General features: G+C 74.5%; 25 protein-coding genes. 16 read left to right on the plus strand and 9 right to left on the minus strand.

Translation table 11 applies throughout. The features are described 5' to 3' along the window. Window positions 1-5: 5 nt before the first annotated feature. Window positions 6-1115, minus strand: a complete 1110-nt coding sequence (locus O2W14_RS16500) for a zinc-dependent alcohol dehydrogenase (protein WP_269177200.1) — start codon at window positions 1113-1115, stop codon at window positions 6-8. Then, a complete protein-coding gene (locus tag O2W14_RS16505; protein ID WP_269177201.1) occupies window positions 1112-2071 on the minus strand; it encodes a Gfo/Idh/MocA family protein in 960 nt (319 codons plus the stop codon). The genes O2W14_RS16500 and O2W14_RS16505 overlap by 4 nt, the downstream gene beginning before the upstream one ends. 248 nt (window positions 2072-2319) lie before the next feature. Here O2W14_RS16505 and O2W14_RS16510 point away from each other — a divergent pair, with 248 nt between their 5' ends. Together O2W14_RS16510 and O2W14_RS16515 are read left to right on the plus strand one after the other, a co-directional pair. Next, entirely contained in the window at window positions 2320-3570 is a 1251-nt protein-coding gene (locus tag O2W14_RS16510) for a glycosyltransferase (protein ID WP_269177202.1), read from the plus strand. 60 nt (window positions 3571-3630) lie between these two features. Further along, window positions 3631-4569 (plus strand): NADP-dependent oxidoreductase, encoded by a 939-nt coding sequence (locus O2W14_RS16515; protein ID WP_269177203.1) that lies wholly within the window; start codon window positions 3631-3633, stop codon window positions 4567-4569. A 105-nt stretch (window positions 4570-4674) separates the two neighbouring features. Here O2W14_RS16515 and O2W14_RS16520 read toward each other — a convergent pair whose 3' ends face one another. After that, a complete protein-coding gene (locus O2W14_RS16520) occupies window positions 4675-5349 on the minus strand; it encodes a DNA alkylation repair protein (RefSeq protein WP_269177204.1) in 675 nt (224 codons plus the stop codon). 175 nt (window positions 5350-5524) lie between these two features. Here O2W14_RS16520 and O2W14_RS16525 point away from each other — a divergent pair, with 175 nt between their 5' ends. Continuing rightward, window positions 5525-5914, plus strand: coding sequence for a hypothetical protein (locus tag O2W14_RS16525; protein WP_269177205.1), 390 nt, complete (start codon window positions 5525-5527; stop codon window positions 5912-5914). Between the two features lie 72 nt (window positions 5915-5986). On the opposite strand, the gene O2W14_RS16530 is transcribed toward O2W14_RS16525, so the two are convergent. Next, window positions 5987-8425: a hypothetical protein gene (locus tag O2W14_RS16530; protein ID WP_269177206.1), complete on the minus strand. Its 2439-nt coding sequence runs from the start codon at window positions 8423-8425 to the stop codon at window positions 5987-5989. A gap of 268 nt (window positions 8426-8693) precedes the next feature. Between O2W14_RS16530 and O2W14_RS16535 the strand changes: the two genes are divergently transcribed. Genes O2W14_RS16535 through O2W14_RS16560 form a run of 6 tightly spaced genes read left to right on the plus strand, consistent with a single transcriptional unit; the run spans window position 8694 to window position 12826 of the window. Beyond that, a complete protein-coding gene (locus O2W14_RS16535; protein ID WP_269177207.1) occupies window positions 8694-9932 on the plus strand; it encodes a CpaF family protein in 1239 nt (412 codons plus the stop codon). After that, window positions 9929-10792, plus strand: a complete 864-nt coding sequence (locus tag O2W14_RS16540) for a type II secretion system F family protein (RefSeq protein WP_269177208.1) — start codon at window positions 9929-9931, stop codon at window positions 10790-10792. Before O2W14_RS16535 ends, O2W14_RS16540 begins: the two co-directional genes overlap by 4 nt. Then, the gene (locus O2W14_RS16545) at window positions 10789-11730 is read left to right on the plus strand and encodes a type II secretion system F family protein (RefSeq protein WP_269177209.1); all 942 of its coding nucleotides are present in this window, start codon (window positions 10789-10791) and stop codon (window positions 11728-11730) included. The genes O2W14_RS16540 and O2W14_RS16545 overlap by 4 nt, the downstream gene beginning before the upstream one ends. A gap of 28 nt (window positions 11731-11758) precedes the next feature. Further along, window positions 11759-11965: a hypothetical protein gene (locus O2W14_RS16550; RefSeq protein ID WP_269177210.1), complete on the plus strand. Its 207-nt coding sequence runs from the start codon at window positions 11759-11761 to the stop codon at window positions 11963-11965. Beyond that, entirely contained in the window at window positions 11955-12365 is a 411-nt protein-coding gene (locus tag O2W14_RS16555) for a TadE family protein (protein ID WP_269177211.1), read from the plus strand. Before O2W14_RS16550 ends, O2W14_RS16555 begins: the two co-directional genes overlap by 11 nt. Further along, the gene (locus tag O2W14_RS16560) at window positions 12362-12826 is read left to right on the plus strand and encodes a hypothetical protein (protein ID WP_269177212.1); all 465 of its coding nucleotides are present in this window, start codon (window positions 12362-12364) and stop codon (window positions 12824-12826) included. Before O2W14_RS16555 ends, O2W14_RS16560 begins: the two co-directional genes overlap by 4 nt. A gap of 48 nt (window positions 12827-12874) precedes the next feature. Here the strand turns inward: O2W14_RS16560 and O2W14_RS16565 are convergent, their stop codons facing one another. Beyond that, window positions 12875-13813, minus strand: a complete 939-nt coding sequence (locus O2W14_RS16565; protein ID WP_269177213.1) for a sugar phosphate isomerase/epimerase family protein — start codon at window positions 13811-13813, stop codon at window positions 12875-12877. Window positions 13814-14057: 244 nt separating this feature from the next. Further along, window positions 14058-15239, minus strand: a complete 1182-nt coding sequence (locus O2W14_RS16570) for an MFS transporter (RefSeq protein ID WP_269177214.1) — start codon at window positions 15237-15239, stop codon at window positions 14058-14060. Between the two features lie 45 nt (window positions 15240-15284). Here O2W14_RS16570 and O2W14_RS16575 point away from each other — a divergent pair, with 45 nt between their 5' ends. Then, window positions 15285-16409, plus strand: a complete 1125-nt coding sequence (locus tag O2W14_RS16575) for an ROK family protein (protein ID WP_269177215.1) — start codon at window positions 15285-15287, stop codon at window positions 16407-16409. Window position 16410: 1 nt separating this feature from the next. On the opposite strand, the gene O2W14_RS16580 is transcribed toward O2W14_RS16575, so the two are convergent. Continuing rightward, window positions 16411-17640 carry an ROK family protein gene (locus tag O2W14_RS16580; RefSeq protein WP_269177216.1) on the minus strand — a complete coding sequence of 410 codons (1230 nt, stop codon included), beginning with the start codon at window positions 17638-17640 and terminating at the stop codon, window positions 16411-16413. 203 nt (window positions 17641-17843) lie between these two features. Between O2W14_RS16580 and O2W14_RS16585 the strand changes: the two genes are divergently transcribed. From O2W14_RS16585 to O2W14_RS16600, 4 genes are read left to right on the plus strand one after another with little or no spacing between them, the layout of a single operon-like run. Beyond that, window positions 17844-19142, plus strand: a complete 1299-nt coding sequence (locus O2W14_RS16585; protein WP_269177217.1) for an ABC transporter substrate-binding protein — start codon at window positions 17844-17846, stop codon at window positions 19140-19142. Then, complete coding sequence (locus O2W14_RS16590) at window positions 19139-20119, plus strand: carbohydrate ABC transporter permease (RefSeq protein ID WP_269177218.1); 981 nt, start codon at window positions 19139-19141, stop codon at window positions 20117-20119. Before O2W14_RS16585 ends, O2W14_RS16590 begins: the two co-directional genes overlap by 4 nt. After that, on the plus strand, window positions 20112-20951 hold the full coding sequence (locus O2W14_RS16595) for a carbohydrate ABC transporter permease (protein WP_269177219.1): 840 nt from the start codon (window positions 20112-20114) through the stop codon (window positions 20949-20951). Before O2W14_RS16590 ends, O2W14_RS16595 begins: the two co-directional genes overlap by 8 nt. Before the next feature lie 8 nt (window positions 20952-20959). Then, window positions 20960-22300 carry a GH1 family beta-glucosidase gene (locus O2W14_RS16600; RefSeq protein ID WP_269177220.1) on the plus strand — a complete coding sequence of 447 codons (1341 nt, stop codon included), beginning with the start codon at window positions 20960-20962 and terminating at the stop codon, window positions 22298-22300. Between the two features lie 51 nt (window positions 22301-22351). On the opposite strand, the gene O2W14_RS16605 is transcribed toward O2W14_RS16600, so the two are convergent. Next, window positions 22352-22582 (minus strand): hypothetical protein, encoded by a 231-nt coding sequence (locus tag O2W14_RS16605; protein ID WP_269177221.1) that lies wholly within the window; start codon window positions 22580-22582, stop codon window positions 22352-22354. Window positions 22583-22981: 399 nt separating this feature from the next. Between O2W14_RS16605 and O2W14_RS16610 the strand changes: the two genes are divergently transcribed. Next, entirely contained in the window at window positions 22982-24760 is a 1779-nt protein-coding gene (locus tag O2W14_RS16610; protein ID WP_269177222.1) for a putative bifunctional diguanylate cyclase/phosphodiesterase, read from the plus strand. A gap of 9 nt (window positions 24761-24769) precedes the next feature. Here the strand turns inward: O2W14_RS16610 and O2W14_RS16615 are convergent, their stop codons facing one another. Then, window positions 24770-25084: a DUF6343 family protein gene (locus tag O2W14_RS16615; RefSeq protein ID WP_269177223.1), complete on the minus strand. Its 315-nt coding sequence runs from the start codon at window positions 25082-25084 to the stop codon at window positions 24770-24772. 46 nt (window positions 25085-25130) lie between these two features. Here O2W14_RS16615 and prfB point away from each other — a divergent pair, with 46 nt between their 5' ends. Continuing rightward, complete coding sequence (gene prfB, locus O2W14_RS16620; RefSeq protein ID WP_269177224.1) at window positions 25131-26255, plus strand: peptide chain release factor 2; 1125 nt, start codon at window positions 25131-25133, stop codon at window positions 26253-26255. Window positions 26256-26274: the final 19 nt, after the last annotated feature.

The following is a 26274-nucleotide window of genomic DNA, read 5'->3' on the forward strand; positions in this document are numbered from 1 at the left end:
GACCGTCACGCGGACGGTCGTCGGTCCTGCGGGCCGACCTCCAGCACCGCGGAGATGACGTGCCGGCGGTGGGCGCTGAGGTCGGCGAACAGGTCGGGGGCTGCGTCGAAGGGGACGACGTCGGTGACCACCGCGGCGCGGACGGCGTGACCGTGGTCGGCCAGCAGCGCGAGGGTCTCGTGCGAGAGCCGTCGCCGGTCCCACAGGTGGCCCAGCCCGCGCGGCACCCGGCCGATCTGGGCGCAGCGCAGCGACAGCCCGTTGTGGTGGAACTCCTCGCCGAGGGCCACCTCGCCGGCGCCGCCGGTGTAGAACGCCAGGTCGACGACGGTGCCCTGGGGGCGCAGGCAGCGCAGCGCGGTGGCCAGCGCCGACGCCGTCCCGCGGCACTGGAACACCACGTCGGCGCCCCGGTCACCGGCCGCGTGCCGCCAGCGGGTCTTCAGCTCCCGGGCGAGCTCGGGGGTGCTGTCGACCGCCTCCAGCCCGAGGGCGACGGCGGCGTCGCGGCGGGCCGGGGTCGGGTCGGCGACCACCACCTCGGCCGCGCCGTGCGCCCGCGCCAGCAGCCCGACCAGCAGCCCGATCGCCCCGCCGCCGGTGACCAGGACCAGCCGGCCGCGCACCCCGTCGGCGAGCTCACTGCCGCCCACGTCGGCGGCGGCGTGCAGCAGCCCGTTGGCGCAGATCGGCCCGAGGTGGGCGGCGAAGACGCCGAGCAGCGGGTCGAGCCCGGCGGGCAGCCGGACGACGTTCTGCGCCAGCGGGTCGCCGTGCACGACGGTCGAGTGCCCGTAGGCCATGGCCACCACGGCGCCCTCGGCGACGGCCGACGTCCGGCTGTCGGTGACCCGGGCGACCTCCATGTAGCCCAGCCGCTCGACCGGGAAGTCCTGCGCGGGCCGGTCGCGGTCGAACAGGCCCAGGTCGGCGTCCCAGCCGGCGGTGAAGTACGGGCTCGTGCCGCGGTACCAGGTCAGCTCGGTGCCCGCGGACACGCCGCTGAACAGCGTCTCGGCGCGGAACCGGCCCTCGGCCAGCGCCGGCTCGGGCGTCTCGACGACCGCCAGCTCCCCGGCGCGGGGCACCACCAGCGTGCGCACCACCCCGCTCACGCGCCGGCCACCCGGACGGCGGTGCCGGTGCGGGTGGCCTCGGCGACCGCCCAGGCCAGCCGGTGGGTGCGCAGCGCCTCGGCGACGTCGACCAGGCCCGCGGACGCCGGTCGCCCGGCGAGCACGTCCAGGAAGGCGCGGTCGACCGCGGTGCGGGCGTCGACGGTGGGCTCGCCGTGCTCCTCGCCGTCCCGGGTGCGCACGTGCAGCGTCGTCTCGGTGAGCTCGACGGCGACGCCGTCCCCGGCCAGCTCCAGGCCGGCGGCGGTGAGCACGGGCAGCACGCAGGAGGTGCTCACCGTGCCGACCGCGCCCGAGGCCAGCCGGAGCACCGCGGCGGTCGCGTCGGGCACGTCGCGCCCCTCGGTGGTCGAGGGCGCAGCCGCGCCGAGGACCTCGGTGACCTCACCGGCCAGCACCCGGACCAGGTCCAGGACGTGGGTGGCCTGCTCGACGACCTGGCCGCCGGACCGGTCGTGCCGGCTCCACCAGGCCGGTGGGGGAGTGGTGCCCCACCAGCGCGCGCTGAGCAGCCGCAGCTGGCGGCCGGCCAGCGCGGTCCGGGCCCGCTCGACGGTGTCCAGGTGCCGCCAGTGGTAGCCGGTGGCCGTGGGCAGCGCGGCCTGCGCGACCAGGTCGGCGACCTCCTCGGCCACCGCGAGGTCGGCGGCCAGCGGCTTCTCGACGAAGAACGGCACCCCCGCCCGGGCGACCGTGCGCTCCAGCTCGCCGTGGGCGAAGGGCGGCACGCAGAGCCACACGCCGTCCAGGCCCCGGGCCAGCAGCTCGTCGAGGCCGGCGACCGCCTCGGTGCCCACCTCGGCCGCCAGCGCCTGAGCGGCGGGGAGCGCGGGGTCGCTCACCGCGACCAGCTCGACGTCGTCGAACCCGGCCAGGGTGCGGGCGTGCCGGGCGCCGACGCCGCCGGCCCCGACCAGGGCCACGCGGAGCGTCATGCCGGTGTCCGCGCGGTGTGTCGCAGGTCGGCTGCGGAGCCGTCGTGGGGGGTCATGCCCGGGGATGGTGCCGGTTCCCGGCGGCCGGCGCCTGTTCTCGGCGCCTCGTCCGTGCCAGCATGCGCACCGACCGTCGGCGTGCCGCCGGTCGCCGTCGGTGCGCTGCGCCGTCGGGGTGCGACGCGTGCGGCGGTGACGCCGACGAACAGGGGAGAAGACCCTATGACCACCACCGGAGCAGTCCGCCCGTGCAGCGCCTCGCCGGGCACACCCACCGGCTTCCCGACGTGAAGATCCTGATGGACGCCGGCCCGTGGCTGCCGGTGCCCCCGGTCGGCTACGGCGGGCTGGAGAACGTCGTCGCCACCCTCACCACCGAGCTGCGCCGCCGCGGGCACCGCGTCGTCCTGGCCGCCTCCGGCGACAGCCGGCAGGACGCCGACGGCCACGTGTCCGCCTTCCCGACCGGCCAGTTCACCCGGCTGGCTGCCCCGTACCCGCAGGTCGTCGGGGCGGCGCACGCCCATGCCCAGGCGGTCGTCGCGGCGGTGCACCAGCACGCCGCGGCCGGGGAGCCCTTCGACGTGGTGCACACCCACCTGGAGGTCGTCGGCCCCGCGGTGCTGGCCGCGCTCGGCGACGCCGCCCCGCCGGTGCTGCACACCCTGCACTGGGACCTGCGGCGCAACGCCGACTTCTACGGCTCCTTCGACGGCGGGGGACGGGTGCACTTCGTCGGCGTCTCGGCCTCCCAGGTGGCGCGCGGCCCGGTGCGGCTGCGGCGGCAGACCCTGGGCGCGGTGCCGCTGTCGGTGCCGATCCCCGACACCGCCCCGGCCGGCCCGGACGAGCGGGACGCCTCGGTGCTGGTGCTGTCCCGGATGTGCGAGGACAAGGGCACCGACACCGCGGTGCGGGCTTGCCGCGCCGCCGGGGTGCCGCTGGTGCTGGCCGGCCCGGTCGGTGGGTTGCCCGACCGCGCCGCGCTGGACGCCGCGCTGGCCGACCCGGCGTCCCCGGTGCGCGGGTACCCCGACGTCCGCTGGTTCCTCGAGCACGTCGACCCGCTGCTGGACGGCGAGCACGCCCGCTGGATCGGCAGCGTCGACGGCGCGGAGAAGGCCGACCTGCTGCGCCGGGCGCGGGCGGTGCTGTTCCCGCTGCGCTGGGACGAGCCCGGCGGCACCGCCGTCTGCGAGGCGCTCGCCGCTGGCACCCCGGTGGTCGCCATGGCCCGTGGCTGCCTGCCCGACCTCGTCGAGGACGGCGTCACCGGCTTCCTCGCCGAGACCGAGGCCGGGTTCACCGCCGCGCTGTCCCGGCTCGACGAGCTCGACCCGGCCGCGTGCGCCGAGACCGCCCGCCGCCGGTTCGCCCCGGCGGCGATGGCCCAGGCCTACGAGCGGCTCTACGCCCAGGTGCGCCGCCGCGCGCTGCTGCGCGTCGCCCCGCGGCACGTGCCCCGGGCGCGGGCGGAGGACCAGCCGGTCACCCGCTGAGGCCGGCGGTGTGTCCGGGACGGCGGAACAGTTGGCGGGCGCAACGTGCTGCCAGGTGACATGAGAGCCGTCGCAGTCACTGAGTTCGGTGGGCCCGATGCCCTGCACGTGGTCGACCTGCCCGAGGAGCACGCCGGCCCCGGCCAGGTGCGCATCCGGGTGACCGCCTTCGCCGTCAGCCCGACCGACACCAACCTCCGCTCCGGCTTCTACGCCGAGCGCGACGCGGTGAAGGAGCCCCCGTTCGTGCCCGGCATGGACGCCGCCGGGGTGCTCGTCGAGATCGGTGCGGGCGTCGAGACCGACCTGGCCGTCGGCGACCACGTGATGGCCGTCGTCGTCCCGACCGGTGCGCACGGCGCCTACCGCGAGGACCTCGTGCTGCCCGCGCGCTCGATCGCCCGGGTGCCCGCCGGCGCCGACGACGTGGCCGCCTCGACCCTGCCGATGAACGGCCTCACCGCCGTCCTGGCGCTGGACTCGATGCAGCTGCAGCCCGGCCAGGTGCTCGCCGTCACCGGCGCCGCCGGCGCGTTCGGCGGCTACACGATCGCGCTGGCCAAGGCCGCCGGGCTCACCGTCGTCGCGGACGCCAAGCCCGAGGACGAGGAGCTCGTGCGCTCCTTCGGCGCCGACGTGGTCGTGCCCCGCGGGGACGGCTTCGCGGACGCCGTTCGCGCGCAGTTCCCCGACGGCGTCGACGGCCTGGCCGACGGTGCGGTCCAGGACGACGTCGCGCTGCCGGCGGTCAAGGACGGCGGCGCCGTGGTGACCGTGCGCGGCTACCAGGGCAACGGCGAGCGTGGGCTGCGGTTCTTCCCCGTCTTCGTCGGCACCTACGCCGAGGAGCAGGAGAAGCTCGACGCGCTGCGGGTCGCCGTGGAGGAGGGCGTGCTCACCCTGCGGGTGGCCGATACCTTCCCGGCCGCGCGGGCCGCCGAGGCCCACCGCCGGCTCGAGGCCGGTGGCGTCCGCGGTCGTCTCGTCGTCACGTTCTGACGCTCTGATCGCGCGCGGCTCGACCCCCTCGCGGCGGGGTCGAGCCGCGCGCGCTCGCGGCTCGACCCGGCCTGGCGCGGGTCGAGCCGATCACGTCTGCCTGACTCAGCTCAGGTGCTTGGCGGCCTCGCGGCGGGAGAGCGGGCTCAGCTCGTGCTCGGCCAGGAAGCTGCGGACCCAGTCGGGATCGGTCTTGGCCAGGTCGCGCAGGGCCCAGCCGATGGCCTTGCGCACGAAGAACTCGGTGTCGGCGGCGTTGACCTCGACCACCTCGGTCAGCAGTGCGGTGTCGGTGCGGTCGCGGGCGCCGAGCTGGGCGATGACGGCGCTGCGGCGCAGCCAGCGGTCGGGGGAGCGGGCCCAGTTGCGCACCACCGGGTGCATCGTCCCCGGGTGGGCGAGCAGCAGGTCGCGGACGCGGGGCTGCACACCGTCGACCAGGTCCCACCAGGCGCCGGTGGTGATCATCTCCTCGTGGAGCGGCAGGAGTGCCAACTGCTGGCGGGCCAGCGGCAGGCCGGTCAGCGCGACCGCCGCGTAGCGCTCCTCGCGGTGGGCGGCGCCGCGCCACAGCTCGGCGGCCGCCGTACCCAGCTCGGCCACCGTGGTCGGCGGGTACGCCGTGGCCGCCGCCATGGTCAGCCGGCGGACCTCGGGCAGTCGCACGCCGAGGCAGGGCTCCGTCGTCTTCAGGTAGGCCTGCATGCCGCGGGCACGCTCGGGGTCGCCCGCCTGGCGAAGGGCGGCGCGCACCGCGGGCACCAGTCCGTCGAGGACCATGCGGCCATCCTGCCGGGACGCCGGGCTCGGCGGGGCGCTCGAGCGCTCCAGTGGCTGTAGCTGGACCCGGGGGTTGCCCGCCCCCGACGGGTGAGGCCTGCGCCCTGCCGGATTGTGCGCAACTGACCACGGGCAGTGAGCGGTCGACCGTCCGCACCGTTGCCCTGGAGTCCTCATGCGCACTCGCCCCGCCGCCCTCGTCCTCGCCACTGCCGCCGCCGCGCTGTCCCTCGGCCTCACCGGCTGCTCGTCGGGAGACGCCGCCGAGGCCGCCGCGGCGCAGGAGGGCCGCAACGACGCCGTGCAGGAGCTGTCCGCTGCACAGGGCGCGACATTGCTGCCGGTGGTGACCGAGGTCGAGCAGCTGACCCGGGCCAGGCAGCGAGCCGTGCTGGCCCTGGACGCCGCCGGCACTGCGGACGTCGACCAGCGGATCGCCGCCTACGACGCGCTGGCCGACGCCATCGAGGACGCCCCCACGGCCGCCGCGGTGCGCGCCGCCGTCGCCGACGCCGGCCTCGAGCTCGACCGCAGCGCCGGCACGGACGACGTCCTGGCCGGCTGACCGACCCCTGGACGTGACGGGACCCCCGGGAGGGGTGCGAGGCACTCCTCCCGGGGGTCCTGGGGGTGGGGATCAGTCGTCGAAGCCGACCTGGAGGTCGCCGCCGGTCCCGGACACGTCGCCGGACATGGTGAAGGTGAACTCGTCCTCGTACGGCTCGACGGTGGTCTCGCCCGTCCAGCTGGTGTCGGTGAGCGTGCCGGTCAGCCGGAGCTCGCCGCGGGACTCGGTCACGATGTCCAGGACGCCGTCGTAGGAGTCGTACTCCAGCGAGTACTGCGGCTCCTCGACGACCTCCATCCGCACGTCGCTGAGGTCGCCGCTGTAGGACGACCAGTACGACAGGAACGGGCAGTTGGTCAGCGGCACCGAGGTGCTCGCCGCGCACTCTGCCAGCCGCTCCTCGATGGCGTCCTCGGCGTCCGACAGCGCCTGCGGCTTGACCGTCGGGTCCATCGACGGGCTGTTGGACTGGTCCATGGTCAGCATGAAGCGGGACGGTGCCGAGGTGAGCAGCGGGTGCTCCGCGGCGTGGGCGACATAGCCGCCGGGCAGGGCCACGTACGACTCCTGCGTGAGCTCTGCGCCAGCGACCTGGGCGCCCAGCTCGCCGCCTGCGTAGTACGACACGGTGGGCAGCGTCGTGGCGACCTCCCAGGTGTCGAAGAGCCCGAACCGGGCGTCCCCGGCGACCAGCGGCAGCGACTCGGTGAACGGCTGCCCGTCGATGGAGTAGCTGACGTCCACCTCTGCCGCGTCGCCGTACTCCGTCACGTCCCCGACGGAGACGTCGGAGATCGGGGAGTAGTCCTCGCTGCCGACCACCTGCTCCGTCAGGAACAGCTGACCCTCGGCGTCCGGAGCCTCGGCCAGCTGGTCGAGCACCGCGGCGACGTCACGGTCGGCGAGGGCGTCCAGGTACTCCTCGGCGGCCGCCTGCGGCGAGAACACGGTCGCGTTGACGGCCGTGACGACCGCAGCACCGAGTGCGCCCAGCACCAGCAGCGCGCCGGCCCCGACGGCGCCGAGGCGGACGGCGGAAGAGCGGGTGCCGGCCGGGGCCGGGGCGGTGCCGGCCAGGGCGGCGGCCCACTCCGGGGCGATGTCCCTGCCGGCCAGGGCGCGGGCGAGCCGCGGCGGGAGTGACAGCGCCAGCGTCGGGCCGAACCGCAGCACCCACACGGCGAACGCGGCCCAGGCGGCGCCGAGCAGCGGCGCCCACAGCAGCGACGGCCCGGCCGACAGCGCGGCGGACGCGCTGACCTCACCGACGAACGCAGCGGAGCCCTCCACGGCGCCGGCGGCGGAGACCCGCACCAGCAGGGCCGCGACCAGCCCGGCCACCGCGCCGATCACGGCTGCGGTCTTCAGCCCCGAGGTGCCGACGGCGGCACCGGGCCGGCGCAGCGAGCGGCGGACGGCGGTGGCCAGCGCGACCGCCAGCGGGACCAGCAGGAGCAGCAGCCAGACCTTGGAGTCGAACAGGGTCCACTGGGCGTTGCGGCCGCCGTCCACGACGTCGTCGACGAAGTCGAGCACGTCGGCGTCGCCGCGACCGGAGGCGGTGACCCCCAGCGGGACGCCCAGTGCGGTGAGCGCGGCGACGAGCACGGCGTTGACGCCCAGCACGACCAGCGCGCCCAGGGCCTGCCAGCGGCCGCCGTCCAGGTCGTCGGTGAGGAAGGCCCGGTAGAGGAACGTCACCGCGATGCCGACCGCGGAGGCGGCGAGCAGGCCGAGCAGGAACGTCGACAGGGTGGCCAGCACCGGCCGGACGCCGGCGGCGCGCTCGGGGGTGCGGTAGGCGGCGAGGGCCGCCGGCAGCGGCAGCGGGCCGGCGACCCGAGCGCGCGCCACGGCGGCGACCACGGTGACCAGCACGGTGGCGCCGAGCAGGGCGCCGAGCGCGCCGGCGCCGATCTCGACCTGGGCGCCGTCGAACTCCTCGGCGATGTCGGCGCCGAACGCGCTGGTGGTGCGGGACAGCGCCACCGCGATCGCCAGGCCGACGCCGGCGACCAGCCCGGTGACCAGCGAGCGGGCGAGCAGGTGCGACCGTCCGGTCGAGGGGGTCTGGCGTTCGGCTGCGGTGTTGGCGCGGGCGACGAGGGCCAGCGCGACGACGGTGACGACGAGGGGGAGCACCCGCAGGCCCACGGCGAGCTCGGCGCCGACCTCCTCGATGCCGACCGAGCCGTCGACGACCGCCCGGCCGCCGAAGGACAGCGCGAGCAGCAGGACGGCGGTGCGCAGCCAGTCGGCGAGCGAGCCGCCGTGGCCGTCGGGGGCGGCGATCAGGGCGACGGCCGCGACGAGCACGGTGAGCCCACCGAGGACCGGGACCAGGGAACGGCCCACGGTGCGGAGTGCGCCGGTGAGGTCGTCGGGGGTGAGCCCGAACGGGAGCTGGGCCGGGGCGGCCGGGCCGGCGGGGGGCTGGGGAGCCGGGGCGGCGTAGGGCGCCGGGCCGGGCTCAGGGGACCAGGTCGGTCCCTCCTGCTGCTGGGTCACTGTTGCCTCCGTGGCGTGTCGGACCGCTCCTCCTGAGCGGTCTGTCCGGCTCGCAGATCGGCAGCGGCCCGGCCGGGATGAAGATCAACTCGATCGGTCCCTCACTCTCAGGGGGTGGGCGGGCCCGCTGTTCGGTGAACCGTTCACCGAACCGGGTGATCTCGGGCCGCAGTTGTCACCCGTTGTCCACAAGGGCTCCCCGAACGGGCCGTCCATCCCCTTACAGTCGCTGCACTCAACTGTCGGATGGCTGCTCAACGGGGGTGTCGTGCCGGTCGCCAGCAACGTCGTCGACCTCGTCGACGGCGAGGTGCGCGAGCTCATCCGCCGCCGCGGGCTCGACCCGTTCGCCGACCCGGCGCCGGTCCGGGTGCTCGTGCGCGACGTGGTCACCGACTACGCGGAGCGGTCGCTGTCCTCGGCGCTGCCGCCGCTCGGTGACCCCGACGGCGTCGTCCGCGACGTGCTGGACCGGGTCGCCGGCTACGGGCCGCTGCAGCGCTGGCTCGACGACCCCGAGGTCGAGGAGATCTGGGTCAACGAGCCCGGCCGGGTCTTCGTCGCCCGCCGCGGGCGCAGCGAACTGACCACCACCATCCTGGGCGCGGGGCAGCTGGCCGACCTGGTCGAGCGGATGCTGCGCACCAGCGGTCGACGCATCGACATGTCGACACCGTTCGTCGACGCGATGCTGCCCGACGGCTCCCGCCTGCACGTGGTGATCCCGGACGTCACCCGCCGCCACATGGCGGTCAACATCCGCAAGTTCGTCCTGCAGGCGCACAGCCTCGACGAACTGGTGGAGCTCGGCACCCTCACCGCACAGGCCGCCCGCTTCCTGGAGGCCTCGGTCGCGGCGGGGCTGAACATCCTCGTGTCCGGCGGCACCCAGGCCGGCAAGACCACGATGCTCAACTGCCTGGTCGCCGCCGTGCCCGCCCGCGAGCGCGTGGTCACCTGCGAGGAGGTCTTCGAGCTCCGCGTCCCGCTGCCCGACGTGGTCGCGATGCAGACCCGCCAGCCCAACCTCGAGGGCGCCGGGGAGATCCCGCTGCGCCGGTTGGTCAAGGAGGCGCTGCGGATGCGGCCCTCCCGGCTGGTGGTCGGCGAGGTGCGCCAGGAGGAGTGCCTGGACCTGCTCATCGCGCTGAACTCCGGGTTGCCCGGCATGTGCACGCTGCACGCCAACAGCGCGCGCGAGGCCGTGGTCAAGATGTGCACCCTGCCGCTGCTGGCCGGGGAGAACATCGGGCACGCCTTCGTCGTCCCCACCGTGGCCGCCAGCGTCGACCTGGTCGTGCACGTGGGCACCGAGCCCAGTGGGCAGCGCCGGCTGCGGGAGATCGTCGCGCTGCCCGGCCGCGCCGAGGGCAGCGTCGTGGAGACCGCCGACGTCTTCACCACCCGCGACGGCCGGTTGGTGCGCGCTGACGGCTACCCGCCGCACGCCGAGCGCTACGCCGCGCACGGGTTCGACCTCGCCGCCCTGCTCGGGGACCGCGGGTGACCGTCTCCGGTGGGCTGCTCGGCCTGCTGCTCGGGGTGGGTCTGCTGCTGGTGTGGCGCAGCGGCTCCCGCGCACCGGTGCGCCGGTCGGGTGACGCGCGTCCGGGCCGCCGCCAGCAGCTGCTCGGCGCGGCCGGCCTGACCGGGATCAACTCCGCGCAGCTGCTCGCGCTGCAGGTCGTGCTCGGGCTGCTGGTCACCGTGCTGGTGCTGCTGACCACCCGGACGGTGACGATCAGCCTGGCGTTCGGCGTCTTCGGGTCCGCCGTCCCGTACCTGCTGGTGCGCCGGCTGGCCGCCAAGCGGCGGGCGGACCTGCGCGAGGTGTGGCCCGAGGTGGTCGACAACCTCGCCTCGGCGGTGCGGGCCGGGCTCTCGCTGCCCGAGGCGCTGTCGGCGCTCGCCGTCCGTGGGCCCGAGGTGCTGCGCGGCTCGTTCGCCCGGTTCGCCGCCGACCACCGCTCGAGCGGCCGGTTCAGCGACGCGCTCGACCGGCTCAAGGACGACCTGGCCGACCCGGTGGGCGACCGGATCGTGGAGACGCTGCGGGTCGCCCGCGAGGTCGGCGGCAGCGACCTCGGCCGGGTGCTGCGGACGCTGGCCAGCTTCCTGCGGGAGGACGCCCGCACGCGGGCCGAGCTGGAGACCCGGCAGGGCTGGGTCGTCCAGGCCGCCCGGCTCGCCGTCGGGGCGCCCTGGGTCGTCCTGCTCCTGCTGGCCACCCAGCAGCAGACGTTGAGCGCGTACGACAGCCCGGTCGGGACGGCGCTGCTGCTCGGCGGCGGTGCGGTGTGCCTGGTGGCCTACCGGCTGATGCTGCGGATCGGGCGGTTGCCGCAGGACGTGCGGGTGCTCCAGTGAGCGCGGGTCTGCTCGGCATGCTGCTGGGGTTGACCGCGGCGGCCGGGGTGCTGCTGGTCGTGGGGTTCGCGCCGCCGATGCGGCAGGTGCGGCTGGTCGACCGGCTGGCGCCCTACGTACACGACACCCCGGCGCCGTCCCGGCTGCTGGGCACCGCGACCCAGCCCGGCATGCTCAGCGCCGCCCGGCGGGTGTTCGGTCCGCTGCTCGCTGACGGGGCGCGGCACGTCGACCGGCTGCTCGGTGGCCGGGTCGCCGTCCGCCGGCGGCTGGACGCCCTCGGCGCGGAGACCTCGGTCGAGGACTTCCGGGTCGAGCAGGTCGTGTGGGGCGGGCTCGGGCTGCTGGGCGGGGCACTCGTCACCACGGTCGGGTCGGCGCTGGCCGGCTCGGTCAACGTGCTGTCGGCCGTGCTGCTGTGCGTGGCCGGGCTGGTCGGCGGTGTGCTGGGCCGCGACTGGTGGCTGACCCAGCAGGTGCAGCGCCGCGAGGAGCTGCTGCTCGCGGAGTTCCCGGTCATCGCCGAACTGCTCGCGCTGGCCGTCACGGCGGGGGAGAGCCCGACCGCAGCGATCGCCCGGGTGACCCGGCTGTCCGGCGGTGAGCTGGCCCGCGAGCTGGGCGCCACGCTGGGCCGCGCCCGGGCCGGCGTCCCGCTGGTGGAGGCCCTGCAGCAGCTGGCCGACCGCACCTCGCTGGACCCACTGGCCCGCTTCGTCGACGGCGTGATCGTCGCCATCGAGCGCGGCACCCCGCTGGCCGAGGTGCTGCGCGCCCAGGCCGCCGACGTCCGGGAGGCCGGCAAGCGCCGGCTGCTGGAGGCCGGTGGCCGCAAGGAGATCCAGATGATGGTGCCGGTCGTCTTCCTGGTGCTGCCGGTCACCGTCATGTTCGCCCTGTTCCCGGGGCTGATCAGCATCGTCTCGCTGGCGCAGTGACGCCGGTGACCAACAGAGAGGACGACGGATGCGCGCCCATGCGTACCTGACCGCTGCGCTCGCCGCCCTGGCGGCCCGGCTGCACGACGACGATCCCGAGCGCGGTGACGTGCCCGGCTGGGTCATGATCACCGTGATGACGGCGGCCCTCGTGCTGGCCATCCTCATCCCGTTTCGCGAGGCCATCGTCACCGCGGTGACCACCGCGCTGGGCTCCGTCACGAGTGTCAAGTGAGCTGACGGCGGCCGACGACCGCGAGCGGGGCAGCGCGGTCGTCGACTTCGTCATGGTCAGCGTGCTGGTCGTGGCGCTGCTGATGGCGGTGCTGCAGGTGGCGGTCTACGTTCACCTGCGCAACGTCGTGGTCGCCAGCGCCCAGGAGGGCGCGCGGTACGGGGCCAACGCCGACGTGCCCGCCTCGGCCGGTGCCGACCGGACGTTGGACGTCGTCGGGCGCGCGACGTCGCCGGCGACCGCGGCCGGGCTGGCGTGCGAGTCGGTGCAGGAGGTCGACCCGACCGGGCTGCCGCTGGTGGTCGTGCGCTGCGCCGGTGAGGTGCCGTCGTTGTTCGCCGCGCTGGGTGACCTGCTGCCGCTGTCGGCGACCGGGCGGGCCGTGGAGGAGGCGCCGTGAGGTGGCTGCGTGCGCGACTGGGTGCGGGTGATGAGCAGGGCTCCGCGATCGTGGAGTTCGTGTTCATCGCGCTGGTGGTGTTCCTGCCGCTGGTCTACATCGTCGCCGGCTTCTCTGCGGTGCAGCGCGGGGTGTTCGCGGCGAACGCGGCGGCGCGGGAGGCCGGGCGGGCGCTGGCGACGGCTCCGGACCTGGCGACCGGGCAGGCGCGGGCAGAGGCGGCGGTGCGGGTGGCGGTGGAGGACCAGTCGGTGGAGGCCACCGACGTCGTCCTGGCCTACGCGCCGGTCGGTTCCGGGTGCGCGGACGCGGGCGGGTACACGCCGTCGCTGGCGCCGGGGGAGGAGTTCTCGGTGTGCGTCACGGTCACAGTGCGGGTGCCGCTGCTGCCGGAGTTCATCGACGCGAACACCGCCACCGGCCAGTTCGTCGTCGAGCGCGACCGGTACGTGAACGGGTGAGGGGCGACCCCGGATGTCCCCCGGGGCCGCCCCTGGTGAGCCGTTGCGTCAGAAGGTGACGCAGCGGAGGTAGGCCAGGCCCTCCCGTGCGGCTTCGAACGGGTCGAACGTCGGGTCGCCGAAGCGCGGGTCGTGCTCGACGACGTAGTACTTGATGCCCTTGCCGGCGGCGAAGATCGACGGGAAGTCGATGTCACCGCGGCCCACGATCTCGATCCGCCGGTTCAGGTCCTCGTTGAGGTCCTTGACGTGCAGCAGCTGGATGCGCTTGCCGTACTGCTCCACCACGTCGACCGGGTCCAGGCCGGCGAAGGACACCCAGTAGACGTCCAGCTGCGAGACCAGGTTCTTGTCGCCGGTGTTCTGCATCAGGATGTCGAAGGCGGTCTGACCGTCGAACGTGGTCGTGAACTCGAAGTCGTGGTTGTGCACGAACAGCGTCTGGCCGGCCTTGCGCGCCTGCGCACCGACCGCGTCCAGGTACTCGGCGTAGGCGACCCAGTCGGCCTCCGTCTTCAGCTGGCCGATCCACGGGGCGCCGGCGGAGCTGCCCGAGCCGAAGTACTTGATGCCCAGCGTGCGGTTGTCGGCCAGGATCTGGTCGATGTCCGCAGGAGTGACCTGCGAGCCCACGTCGACGTGCCGGGCCGAGGCCTTGAGGCCGTACCGGTCGAGCAGGTCGGCGTACTGCTGCGCGGTCCAGCCGCTGAGCGTGTACGGCTCGACGTTGCGGTAGCCCATCTCGGCCAGCCGGCGCAGCACGTCCTCGTGCCGGGCCTGCTCACCGGCGCCGCCGCCGATGTAGCCGGCGAACGTGTAGAGCTGGATCGACGTCTTGCTCAGTGGCACCCCGCGGCCGGCGCAGTCCGCGCCACCGGAGCCCTTCGTGTGCGGTGGAGCGGCGCTCGCCGGGCCGGCGAGGCCGATGAACAGCAGAGCGGACAGGACGGCGACGAGCACGGCCCGCAGGCTGGCAGTCGACTTCATGGATCCCCCTCGGTCGTCACATGGGCGCACGACATCGCCGCAGGTCGGACGCCCCTTCGTCACGGAGCGACCTCGTGCGTTGACGCTGTGCTGTGCGTCACAACCTAGCCGGACTTCCGACCAACGCAAAGCAGAAGTCGGACCGGCTTGGGTGGAAGCCGTGATGTGCCGGGCGGAGCGGTGATCCCCGTGCGATGTCGCGGACGGCTCCTGGCGTACACACCGCCGGCGCCCGGACGGCGGATCAGCGGGTGCCGGCGTCCCGGGCGGGGGTGAGCAGGACGAGGACGACGGCGGCGGCAGCCAGCACGGCGCCGGTGACCGCCAGGGTCGGCGGCTCGGCGGCCAGCAGCAGTTGTGCGCCGAGCACGCCGCCACCGGCGATGCCGACGTTGAACATCGCGTTGGTGAGCCCGGGTGCTGCGTCCCCGGCGTCGGGGGCGGCACGACGGGCGGCGGCCTGCAGCAGCGTGGGCAGCGACCCGAACGCCGCGCCCCACAGCACCACCGCCGCGACCAGGACGGCGGTCGAGCCGGGCGCGCTGATGACGGCGAGCGTGGCGGCGGTCAGGGTCACCGCCACGAGCAGCATCGGGCGGGGGACCCGGTCGACCAGGGCCCCGGCCAGCGCCAGCCCGACGACACCCGCCGTGCCGTAGGCCAGCAGCACGAGGCTGACGTGCGCCGGGTCGATGCCGGCCGCGGTGACGATCGGCGTGACGTAGGTGAACGCGGTGTAGTGCCCGAGCATCAACAGCGCGGTGGTGGCCGCGACGAGCTGCACCGACCGGCGGCGCAGCACCTGCCGCAGCGGGGCCGGTGCGGCGGCCGCCGGGGGCGGGGAGGCCGGCAGCAGGGCCGCCGCCAGCACGCCGAGCAGCAGCAGCACCCCGGCGAGGCCGGCGAACGCCCAGCGCCAGCCCACCGCCGTCCCGAGTGCGGTGCCGGCGGGCACGCCGGCGGCGAAGGCCAGCGTCGTCCCGCCGAAGACGCACGCGGTCGCCCGGCCGGCGCGGTCGGCCGGGACGAGGCTGACCGCGGCACCCACGGCCACGGAGAAGAAGCCGGCGTGCGCGAGCCCGGCCAGCAGGCGGGCCAGGACGGCGACCGAGTAGTCGTCGGTGGCGGCGAAGACGGCGTTGCCGACCGCGTACGTGACCAGCAGCCCGGTGAGCGCCCACCGCCGCGGCCACCGGGCCAGCAGCGCGGTGAGCGGCAGCGACGCCACCGCGACCACCACCGCGTACGCCGAGACCAGCAGCCCCACCCGGGACTCGCTGGTCGACAGGTCCGCCGCGATCATGGGCAGCAGCCCGACCGGCAGCGTCTCGGCCGTGACGGCGGCGAAGGTGGCCAGGGTGAGCACGGCCAGGGCCGCACCGACCCGGAGTCCTCCCTGTGGGGGAGCGAGGGTCAGGGTCGTCACCCGGGCCATTAAACTCCGGGTCCGAGCATTTGGGGAGGTGCAGGCGTGGGCGTGTTGTCCGACCGCGCGGTGGCGATGCTGGCCGCCGTCCACGCCCGCCCCGGGCTGACCCGCGCCGAGGCCAGCCGGCTGCTCGGCATGGGCACCGGGGGAGCGGCCGAGGTGGTCGGCGTCCTGGTGGCCGAGCAGCTGTTGGCCGAGGGCCCGCCGCAGCCCGCGACCACGCGCGGCCGGCCCACCCGTCCGCTCACCGCCCACCCCGCCGGCCCGGTCGTGCTCGCCGCCGCGTTCAGCCACGCGACCTGGCGGGTGGACGCCGTCGAGCTGGGCGGGGCCTCGATCGCGACCCTCGACGGTGCGCACGCCGGGGAGTCCGCCGACACGGTGCTCGGGGTGCTCGGCGACGCGGTGGGCCGGCTCCGCGACCGGCTGGGCGACCGGGTGCGCGGGCTGGGCGTCTCGGCGCCGGGCATCGTCACCGACGAGCGGTACCTCGACGCGACCATCCTCGGCTGGCGTTCCGTCGACCTCACCGCGGTCTGGCCCGGCGCCGGGCTCTTCGTGGCCGACAACGACGCCACCCTGGCCGCGGTCGCCGAGGTGCGCCGGGGCGCGGCGGCCGGTGCCCGCTCGGCCTTGCACCTGATGGTCGACGCCGGTCTGGGCGGTGCGCAGGTCGACGCCGGCCGCCTGGTCGGCGGCGCCCACGGGACGGCCGGGGAGTTCGGGCACCTGCCGTTCGGCGACCCCTCGGTGGAATGCGCGTGCGGTGCCCGCGGGTGCTGGGGCACGGCCGTCGACGCCGGCGCCCTGGCCCGGCTGCTCGGCGACCCGGTGCCGGCCGACCCCGGCGGCTACGCGCGGTCGGTCATCGCCCGGGACGACGTCGCCGCCCGGGCCGCTGTCGCGACCGTCGCCACCTCACTGGGCCGGGGGATCGCCGGGCTGGTCAACGCCCTGGACCCCGACGTCGTCACCCTCGGCGACCTGGCCGCCGACGTGCTCGCCGCGGCACCGGACGAGCTGCACGCCGCCGTCGCCGCCGGGCTGATGCGCTCCCGGCAGGATGCGCCGCCGACGCTGGTGGCGGCGGCGCTGGGCGCAGCCGGCCCGATCACCGGTGCGGCCGAGCGGGTGTGGGACCGCTGGTGGGCCCAGCTGCGGCGCTGAGTCAGGCCGGGCGCGAGCCCAGGACGGCGTCGCGCTGCCCGCCCGAGGAGAGGAACCGGCCCACCGGCAGCGTGGCCGCACCCAGCGCCACGGCGTCGGCGCCCAGGTCGGCGCGCAGCAGCTCGACGTCCTCGAACGGCGTCCGCAGGGCGTTCTGTGCCGCCGCCGCGGCGAGCTCGGGCATCCGCAGCTCGGCCACCTGCCGGCCCAGCCACCCGCCCAGCACCACCCGGCTGGGGCTGTAGACGTTGACCAGGTTGCCGATCCCCGCGCCCAGGTAGCGCACCAGCTCGGCCAGCACGGTCGCCGACGCCGGGTCGGAGTCGGCCCGGGCCAGCAGCTCGGTCACCCGGGTCTCGAGGTCGTCGGGGCCCTCGGCAGGCCCGCCGCGCAGCACGTCGTACCGGGCCGCCACCGCCCCGGCGCCGACGTAGGCCTCCAGGCAGCCGCGGGCGCCGCACCGGCAGGGCTGGCCGTCGACCACGACCGCGGTGTGGCCCCACTCGCCGGGGCTGCTCATCGGCGCCCACGCACCCGAGCCGCGGGTGAAGATGCTCGTGCCCAGCCCGTGCCCGAGCAGCACCACCACGACGTCGGCCGCACCCCGGGCCGCGCCGAACCAGTGCTCGGCCTGGCCCAGCAGCTTCGCGCCGTTGTCGACCGCCAGCGGCAGTGCGGTGCGCTCGTGCAGCAGCGCCTCCAGCGGGACGGCGTCCCAGCCCACGGTCTGCGCGTGCACCACCGCCAGCGGTGAGTGCTCGACGAGGCCGGGCACCCCGACCCCGACACCGAGGACGTCGTCGGTGGCCACCCCCGACTGGGCCAGCACCGCCGCGACCCCGGCCACGATCTGCTCGACCACCTCGGCCGGGGCCAGCCGGGTCAGCTCGGTCGGGATCCGGTGCCGGCCGCGCACCTGCATCGCCAGGTCGAACAGCTCGACGAGCACCGAGGACTCGCCGACGTCCACGCCGACGACGAACGCGTAGCCGGGGTCGATCTGCACGATCGAGGACGGCCGCCCACCCCCGGAGGGCACCGACCCGGACTCCTGGACCAGCCCCTGCTCCATCAGGTCGCCCACCACGTTGCTCACCGTGCCCGTGCTGACCCCGGCGCCCGCGCCGATCCGCTGCCGGCTCCCGGGGCCGTGCAGGTAGAGGTCCCACAGTGCGCGGGCGCGGTTCTCCCGGCGCAGCCCGTGCACCGTCGACGTCTGCCTGCTGCCCACCCGTGCACCTCCGCGCTGAGAACGGCGAGCGTACCGGCGGTGCCCGCCGCTGCGGGGGTCCGCGGGGAAGGTCACGAATCGGTGACGGACACGCCCGCGGTGATTGACGCCACACGCCGGATGCACTTAGTTCACGCCTTGAAAGAAGTGGGTCGGGCGGCGTTCAGCGGAGAACGGCGCGCCCCTTCACCAGGAGGACCGTTGTGAGACTGAAGCGCATCACCAGCGCCGTCGCGGTGTCCCTCGTGGCGGCCTCCCTGGCCGGCTGCGGCGGCAACGAGGAGACCTCGGGCGGCGCGGCCGAGGACGTCACGCTCACCTACTGGGCCAGCAACCAGGGCACCAGCCTGGAGAACGACCAGGAGGTGCTCAAGCCGCAGCTCGACGCGTTCACGGCCGCGACCGGGATCAAGGTCGACGTCGAGGTCGTGCCGTGGTCGGACCTGCTGAACCGGATCCTGGCCGCCACCGCCTCCGGCGAGGGCCCCGACGTGCTCAACATCGGCAACACCTGGTCGGCCTCGCTGCAGGCCACCGGCGCGCTCAAGCCCTTCGACGACGCCACCATGACCGAGATCGGCGGCGCCGACCGCTTCCTGGCCGGCAGCCTCGCCGCGACCGGCGCCGAGGGCCAGCCGCCCACCGCCGTCCCGCTGTACTCGCTGGCCTACGGGCTCTACTACAACAAGGCGATGTTCGCCGAGGCCGGCATCACCGAGCCGCCGGCCACCTGGGCCGACCTGATCGCCGCCGGCAAGAAGCTGACCACGCCCGAGCGCTGGGGCATGTCCATCGAGGGCGGCAGCGTCTCGGAGAACATCCACAACGTCTTCGTCTTCTCCGAGCAGCAGGGCGGGTCGTTCTTCGACGACGCCGGCAAGCCCACCTTCGACACCCCGGAGAACGTCGCCGGCATCAAGCAGTACCTCGACCTGATCCAGACCGACAAGATCACCAACCCCAGCAACGCCGAGTACAGCAACGGCACCGAGGCGCTGGCCGACTTCGCCTCCGGCAAGAGCGCCATGGTGATGTGGCAGGCCGCGGCCGGGTCGCTGGAGGAGCTGGGCATGGACCCCGCCGACATCGGCGTGGCGCCGATCCCCGCACCCGCGGGTGGCGAGGACGTCGCCAGCATCGTCGCCGGGATCAACCTGGCCGTGTTCGAGAACACCGAGCACGAGCAGCAGGCGCTGGACTTCGTCGAGTTCATGACCAGCACGCCGACCCAGATCGAGCTGAACGGCACCTACGGCTCGCTGCCGGCGGTGCAGGAGGCCTACAGCGACCCGGCCTTCCAGACCGAGGCGGTCGAGACCTTCAAGTCCATCCTCGACACCCGGGCCGTCCCGATGCCCGCGGTGCCCGAGGAGAGCCAGTTCGAGACCCTGGTCGGCACCGCGGTCAAGAACATGCTGGCCCAGGCGGCCAGCGGCACCGTCGTCACCGAGCAGGCGATCAGCGAGCAGCTGGCCGCCGCACAGCAGCAGCTCGCGGGGTGATCACGGCCAACCCGGCGCCCGAGGCCGGGACGGAGGCCCGCACCGGCAGCTCGCCGGTGCGGGCGGTGACCCGGCGGAAGAAGCGCCAGTGGCTGCCCTACCTGCTGCTGCTGCCCGTCGTCGTCGCCGAGCTGCTCATCCACATCATCCCGATGCTCATCGGGGTCGGGATGAGCTTCCTGGAGCTGACCCAGTTCTACATCCGGAACTGGACCGCGGCCCCGGCCGCGGGGGTGGGCAACTACCGGTTCGTCCTGCAGTTCGACGAGGCCTCGGGCAAGGCCCTGCTGCACTCGTTCTGGACGACGGTGCAGTTCACCGTGATCGTGCTGGCGCTGTCCTGGCTGCTGGCGATGGCCGCGGCGATCTGGACCCAGCACGCCTTCCGCGGGCGCGGGCTGGTGCGCACGGTCTTCCTGGTGCCCTACGCGCTGCCGGTGTTCGCCTCGGTCATCACCTGGTCGTTCATGCTCCAGCGCGACAACGGGATGGTGAACCACGTCCTGGTCGACCAGCTGGGCGTCACCGACGAGCGGCCGTTCTGGCTGATCGGGGACAACAGCTTCTGGGCGCTGATCGTGGTCGAGGTCTGGCGGCTGTGGCCCTTCGCCTTCCTGGCGCTGACCGCGGGGATGTCCAGCATCCCGGCCGAGCAGTACGAGGCCGCGGCCATCGACGGCGCCGGGGTGCTGCGCTCGGTGCGCTGGGTGACCCTGCCGAACCTGCGCAGCGTCAACCAGGTGCTGCTGCTGGTGCTCTTCCTCTGGACGTTCAACGAGTTCACGGTGCCGTACACGTTCTTCGGGAAGTCGGCGCCGGAGCAGGCGGACCTGATCTCCATGCACATCTACCAGAACTCGTTCGTGACCTGGAACTTCGGCACCGGCTCGGCGATGAGCGTGCTGCTGCTGCTGTTCCTGCTCGCCGTCACCGCGGTGTACCTGCTGCTGACGCGGAAGAAGGACGTCGATGCGTGAGCCGACCTGGTTCGTGTGGTCGCGGCGGATCGGGCTGACGCTGCTGTGTGCGTTCGCGCTGCTGCCGGTGTGGGTCATGGTCACCACGTCGCTCAAGCCGCTGGGCGACGTCCAGGGGGAGTTCCGCTGGTTCCCCTCCACGGTCAGCCTCGACGCCTTCGTCGAGATGTGGCGGACCATCCCGCTGGGCCGCTACTTCGTCAACAGCCTCGTCGTGTCGGTGATCGCCTCGGTGGCCTCGGTGGCGCTGGCGCTGCTGGCCGCCTACGCGGTGAGCCGGTACCGGTTCACCGGCCGCCAGCTGTTCTCGGTGACGGTGCTGTCGACCCAGATGTTCCCCGGGATCCTGTTCCTGCTGCCGCTGTTCGTGATCTTCGTGAACCTCGGCCGGACCCTGGGCATCGACCTCTACGGCAGCCGGCCGGGCCTGATCATCACCTACCTGACCTTCACGCTGCCGTTCGCGGTCTGGATGCTCGTGGGCTACCTGGACTCGGTGCCCCGCGAGCTGGACGAGGCGGCCGCCGTCGACGGCAACGGGCCGATGGGGGCCTTCTTCCGCGTGGTCGTCCCGGCCGCGATGCCCGGCATCATCGCCGTCCTGATCTACGCCTTCATGACCGCCTGGGGCGAGGTGCTCTTCGCCTCGGTGCTGACCGACGAGTCCACCCGCACCCTCGCCGTCGGGCTGCAGGGCTACGCGACCCAGAACAACGTCTACTGGAACCAGATCATGGCCGCCTCGCTCACCGTGAGCGTGCCGGTCGTCGTCGGGTTCCTCCTGCTGCAGCGCTACCTGGTCGCCGGTCTCACGGCCGGCTCGGTGAAGTGAGGAACCCCGTGAGCACACCCTCCCTGCCCGCCGACTTCCGGTGGGGGGTGGCGACCTCGGCGTTCCAGATCGAGGGCGCCACCTCCGCCGACGGCCGCGGGCCCTCCATCTGGGACGACTTCGGCCGGGTGCCCGAGGCGATCGAGCACGGCGACACCGGGGACGTCGCCTGCGACTCCTACCGGCGCTGGGACGACGACCTGGCGCTGATGCGCGAGCTCGGCGTGAACAGCTACCGCTTCTCCACCGCCTGGCCCCGCGTCCAGCCCACCGGCGCCGGCCCGGTCAACGCCGCCGGGCTGGACCACTACGACCGGATGGTCGACGACCTGCTCGCCGCCGGCATCGAGCCGTTCCCGACGCTGTACCACTGGGACCTGCCCTCGGCGCTGCAGCACCGCGGCGGCTGGGTCGCCCGGGAGACCGCCGAGCGGTTCGCCGACTACGCCGGCCTCGTCGCCGGCCGGCTGGGGGACCGGGTCAGCCGGTGGACGACGCTGAACGAGCCGCTGTGCACCGCCTGGATCGGCCACCTCGAGGGCCGGATGGCACCCGGGGTGCGCGACCTGCGCAGCGCGGTGCACGCCGGCTACCACCAGGTGCTGGCCCACGCGCTCGGCAGCGCGGCCGTCCGGGCGGCGGCACCCGCGGCCGAGGTGGGCATCGTGCTCAACCTCAGCCCGATCGAGCCGGCCACCGACAGCGCGGCCGACCGGCAGGCGGCGTTGCGGGCCGACGGGCACGTCAACCGCTGGTGGCTGGACCCGGTGCACGGGCGCGGCTTCCCCGCCGACATGGTCGCCCTCTACGGCGTCGAGCTGCCCGAGCTGCCCGGCGACGCGGCCCTGCTGGCGCAGCCGCTGGACTTCCTGGGCGTCAACTACTACTTCCGGCAGCGCATCACCGCCGACCCCGAGGTCGCCACGCTGGGCTTCCGGCAGGTGCCGGTGCCCGGGGCGGTGACCACCGCGCTGGACTGGGAGGTGCACCCGCAGGGCCTGGCCGACCTGCTGCTGCGGGTCACCAAGGAGTACGAGACCCCCGCCCTGCTGGTCACCGAGAACGGCTCGGCCTGGCACGACACACCCGGCCCGGACGGCGTCGTCGACGACCCCGAGCGCACCGCGTTCCTCGTCGACCACGTCGCCGCGGTGGAGTCCGCGGCCGCGCAGGGCGCCCCGGTGCAGGGCTACTACGCCTGGTCGCTGATGGACAACTTCGAGTGGGCGTACGGGTACTGGCCGCGCTTCGGGCTGGCCCGGGTCGACTACGGGACGCAGGCGCGCACGGTGAAGCGCAGCGGCCGCACCTACGCCCGGCTCATCGCCGAGCACACCGGGCGGGGCTGACCGCAGCACCCGTCCGCCCGTCGTCCCTCGTGGGGACGGCGGGCGGACGGGTCACTGCACGGTGTCGCGGTTCTGCACGTGCTCGCTGAGCTGGGGCACCCCACCGGCCGGGCACGGCTCGGTCGCGGCGGCGCCGGTGCGGGCCCAGCACAGCCGGCACAGGTGGACGGGGTCCGGTGGGAGCAGCGGGTGCCCGCCCAGCGGGCGCACCTCCACCCAGCCCACGGCGGCCGGGGCGTCGGCCACCTCCGCGCACTGGTCGCAGCGGTACTGCACGCTCATGGTCACGGCCTCCCGGGCGGGGAACGTCGTCGGTCCCCGGCCTCCAGCGTCCCCCCGGCACGACGCCTGCGCAGCCTCAGGCCGGCGGCAGCAGCTCGGCCAGCTCCGCCTCGAACCAGGCCGCGCCCAGGTCCTCGACGTCCCGCACGTCCAGCTCGGCCAGCAGGGCGTAGGCGCGCTCGATGTCCATGCCCCGACCCTGCGGGCCGGACCTGGAGGCCGGCGCCAGCGATCCGCAAGAACTCCGCAAGAACGGGAGACACCCGCTCGGTGGGCGCTGCCTCACCCTTTACGGTTCCATGCAGCACGCAGGGGTGCAGCACCGGTGGGCGATGCCGATGGGTCCTGGACGCGGACGTGCCAGCCCGGCCGCCCGGACGACCAGCACAGGGGGTGCACGTGCCGCGAGGGACCGATCGGCGACAGCTGCCCCGCGACATCGGGGACGGCGAGGACACCGGCCGCGCGCACGCCGACCTGGTGGCCGGCGTCCTGGACGCGCTGCCCTCACCGACCGTGCTGATCGACCCCGACGGCACGATGCTGCTGGCCAACTCCGCCTGGCGGGACGCCGGCGACCTGCTGGCCGACGACCGGCTACGGGCCGGCGTCGGGTCCAACTACTTCGACGTCATCCGCAGCCTGACCCACGACGACGCCGACCGCGCCCCCGTCGACGAGCTGCGCGAGCTCGCCGCCGGCAGCCGCTCGCTGGTCAGCCTCGACCACGGCCTGCGCACCGTCGCCGGGTTGCGCTGGTTCCACCTGCAGGCCTCCCGGGCCGACCAGTCCGGCCGGCTCGTGGTCACCCACACCGACATCACCTCCCGGGTCGAGGCCGAGCAGGCCTCGGACTGGCGGGCCCGGCACGACCACCTCACCGACCTGCCCAACCGCGCCCACCTGCACGAGCTGATCGACAGCGAGCTGCGCCGGCCCGGCCGTGGTCCGGTGAGCGTGCTGTTCCTGGACGCCGACGGCTTCAAGGACGTCAACGACACCCTGGGTCACGAGGTGGGCGACCACCTGCTGCGCGAGCTGGCCTCCCGGCTCAGCGGCAGCACCCGCACCCTGGACACCGTCGGCCGCCTCGGTGGCGACGAGTTCGTCGTGCTCTGCCGCGACTGCGACGTCGAGGGTGCCCTCGCCCTCGCCGAGCGCTTCCAGCGCACTTTCGACGCGCCCTTCGACCTCGGCGAGCGCTCCACCCGGCTGACCGTCAGCATCGGCGTGGCCAGCGCCCCCGACGTCGCCCCCGGTCTGCGCTCCACCGACCTCGTCCGGGACGCCGACCTGGCGATGTACGCCGCCAAGTCCGCCGGCCGCAACCGGGTGCGGGTGTTCAGCCCCGACCTGCGCTCCGCGGTCGAGCAGCGGGTGCTGGTCGCCGCCGAGCTGCGCGAGGCCATCGACACCGGCCAGCTCGTGCTGCACTACCAGCCCGTCCTGCAGCTGACGACCGGGGAGGTGACCGGCGTCGAGGCGCTGGTCCGCTGGCAGCACCCCACCCGCGGGCTGCTCGCGCCCTGCGACTTCATCCCGCTGGCCGAGCAGTACGGCATCGTCGTCCCGCTGACCCGGTGGGTGCTGGCCGAGGCCGCCCGGCAGTCCGTCGAGTGGGAGCGCGCCGGCCTGCCGCTGATCACCGGCGTCAACATCAGCGCCGCCCACTTCGCCACCGGCACCCTGGTCGCCGACGTCCTCGACGCCCTGGCCGAGGCGGGCCTGCCCCCGGAGCGGCTGCTGCTGGAGCTCACCGAGACCAGCGTCGCGGAGGACCCGCTGCGGGCCGCCGCCCAGTTCGCCCAGCTGCGCATCGCCGGCGTCGAGGTCTCCATCGACGACTTCGGCAGCGGCTTCTCCTCGCTCAGCCAGCTGGTCTCCATCCCGGCCGGCGTGCTCAAGATGGACCGCAGCCTCATCGCCGGCACCGCCACCCGGCGCAGCGAGTCCGCCGCGGCGATCTCTGCCGTGGTCGGGCTGGCCGCCGCCTGCGGCATGCGCAGCCTCGCCGAGGGCGTCGAGACCGCCGACCAGCTGGCCCTGGTCACCGAGCTCGGCTGCGCCTACGCGCAGGGCTTCTTCATCGCCCGGCCGATGGCCGCCGCCGACGTCCCCGGCTGGCTGGCCGCGCACCGCGCGGCCCGGCCCGGCGGGCAGCTGCGCCAGCTCGCCTGACCGGGTGGGTCAGCCCGGCTCGCCGCGCAGCTTGCGGCGGGCCACCACGACCAGGTCGACCAGCGCGACCGCCGCCAGCACGAACAGCACGACGGCGAAGGCCACGGACACGTCGGAGCCCAGCGCCAGCACACCCAGCACCGTGCACAGCACCAGCCCGAACGCGGCCAGCACCAGCCGCAGGGTCAGGGCGCTGCGGGCCGAGGCGGCACCGCCCTCCTGCAGCGTGCGGGCCGAGTCGGGGATGCCGCGCGGGAAGTCCTCGCGCTCGTACTCGGTGAGGTCGTCGGGGGTGGAGCGGTCGTCCGGGGGAGGCGTGCTCATGTCGCGTGGTCGTACCCCCGGGCGGGGCGCACTACCCTGAACTGCTGTGGCTGCTGACTTCTCCGTCGTCCTGGACGAACTCGACACGACCCTGAAGTCCATCGAGGCCGTGATGCGGGTCGACGACCTCCGTCGCGAGGTCGCCGACCTCGAGGCGAAGTCCGCCGCACCGGACCTCTGGGACAACGTGGAGGCCGCCCAGGCGCTCACCTCCCGGCTGTCCTACCTGCAGGGGGACCTGCGCCGGGTCGAGGAGCTGCGCAGCCGGATCGACGACGTCGGCCTGATGCACGAGATGGCCGCCGACGAGGGCGACGAGGCCACCCTGGCCGAGACCGAGCGCGAGCTCGACGGCATCCGCACCGTGCTCGAGGAGCTCGAGGTGCGCACCCTGCTGTCGGGGGAGTACGACTCCCGCGAGGCGCTGGTGACCATCCGCTCGGAGGCCGGTGGCGTCGACGCCGCCGACTTCGCCGAGATGCTCATGCGCATGTACCTGCGCTGGGCCGAGCGGCACAAGTACCCCACCGAGGTCTACGACGTCTCCTACGCCGAGGAGGCCGGGATCAAGTCGGCCACCTTCGCGGTCAAGCAGCCCTACGCCTACGGCACCCTCTCGGTCGAGCAGGGCACCCACCGGCTGGTGCGCATCTCGCCCTTCGACAACCAGGGACGCCGGCAGACCTCCTTCGCCGGCGTCGAGGTGCTGCCCGTCGTCGAGCAGACCGACCACGTCGACATCCCGGAGAACGAGATCCGGGTCGACGTCTTCCGCTCCTCCGGCCCCGGTGGGCAGAGCGTGAACACCACCGACTCCGCCGTCCGGATGACCCACATCCCGACCGGCATCGTCGTGTCCTGCCAGAACGAGAAGTCCCAGATCCAGAACCGCGCCGCCGCCCTGCGGGTGCTGCAGGCCCGCCTGCTCGTCGTCCGCCAGGCCGAGCAGCGGGCGGAGATGGACGCGCTCAAGGGCGAGGGCAGCAGCTGGGGCAACCAGATGCGCTCCTACGTCCTGCACCCGTACCAGATGGTCAAGGACCTGCGCACCGAGGTGGAGAGCGGCAACCCCTCCGACGTCCTCGACGGCGGCCTGGACAGCTTCATCGAGGCCGGCATCCGCTGGCGGCGTCAGCAGGAGCAGGCGCAGGAGGACGGCAAGGCCCTCTGACGGGCGGGACCCGGCGCCG

This window comes from Modestobacter sp. VKM Ac-2986, assembly GCF_026967795.1.
Taxonomy (GTDB): Bacteria; Actinomycetota; Actinomycetes; order Mycobacteriales; family Geodermatophilaceae; genus Modestobacter.

Excerpts from the sequence above, each read along its gene's own strand:
- O2W14_RS16515 (WP_269177203.1), top strand. The coding sequence starts at position 3,631 with ATGAGAGCCGTCGCAGTCACTGAGTTCGGTGGGCCCGATGCCCTGCAC.
- O2W14_RS16565 (WP_269177213.1), bottom strand. The coding sequence starts at position 13,813 with ATGAAGTCGACTGCCAGCCTGCGGGCCGTGCTCGTCGCCGTCCTGTCC.
- O2W14_RS16615 (WP_269177223.1), bottom strand. The coding sequence starts at position 25,084 with ATGAGCACGCCTCCCCCGGACGACCGCTCCACCCCCGACGACCTCACC.
- O2W14_RS16505 (WP_269177201.1), bottom strand. The coding sequence starts at position 2,071 with ATGACGCTCCGCGTGGCCCTGGTCGGGGCCGGCGGCGTCGGCGCCCGG.
- O2W14_RS16605 (WP_269177221.1), bottom strand. The coding sequence starts at position 22,582 with ATGAGCGTGCAGTACCGCTGCGACCAGTGCGCGGAGGTGGCCGACGCC.
- O2W14_RS16525 (WP_269177205.1), top strand. The coding sequence starts at position 5,525 with ATGCGCACTCGCCCCGCCGCCCTCGTCCTCGCCACTGCCGCCGCCGCG.
- O2W14_RS16595 (WP_269177219.1), top strand. The coding sequence starts at position 20,112 with ATGCGTGAGCCGACCTGGTTCGTGTGGTCGCGGCGGATCGGGCTGACG.
- O2W14_RS16550 (WP_269177210.1), top strand. The coding sequence starts at position 11,759 with ATGCGCGCCCATGCGTACCTGACCGCTGCGCTCGCCGCCCTGGCGGCC.
- O2W14_RS16520 (WP_269177204.1), bottom strand. The coding sequence starts at position 5,349 with ATGGTCCTCGACGGACTGGTGCCCGCGGTGCGCGCCGCCCTTCGCCAG.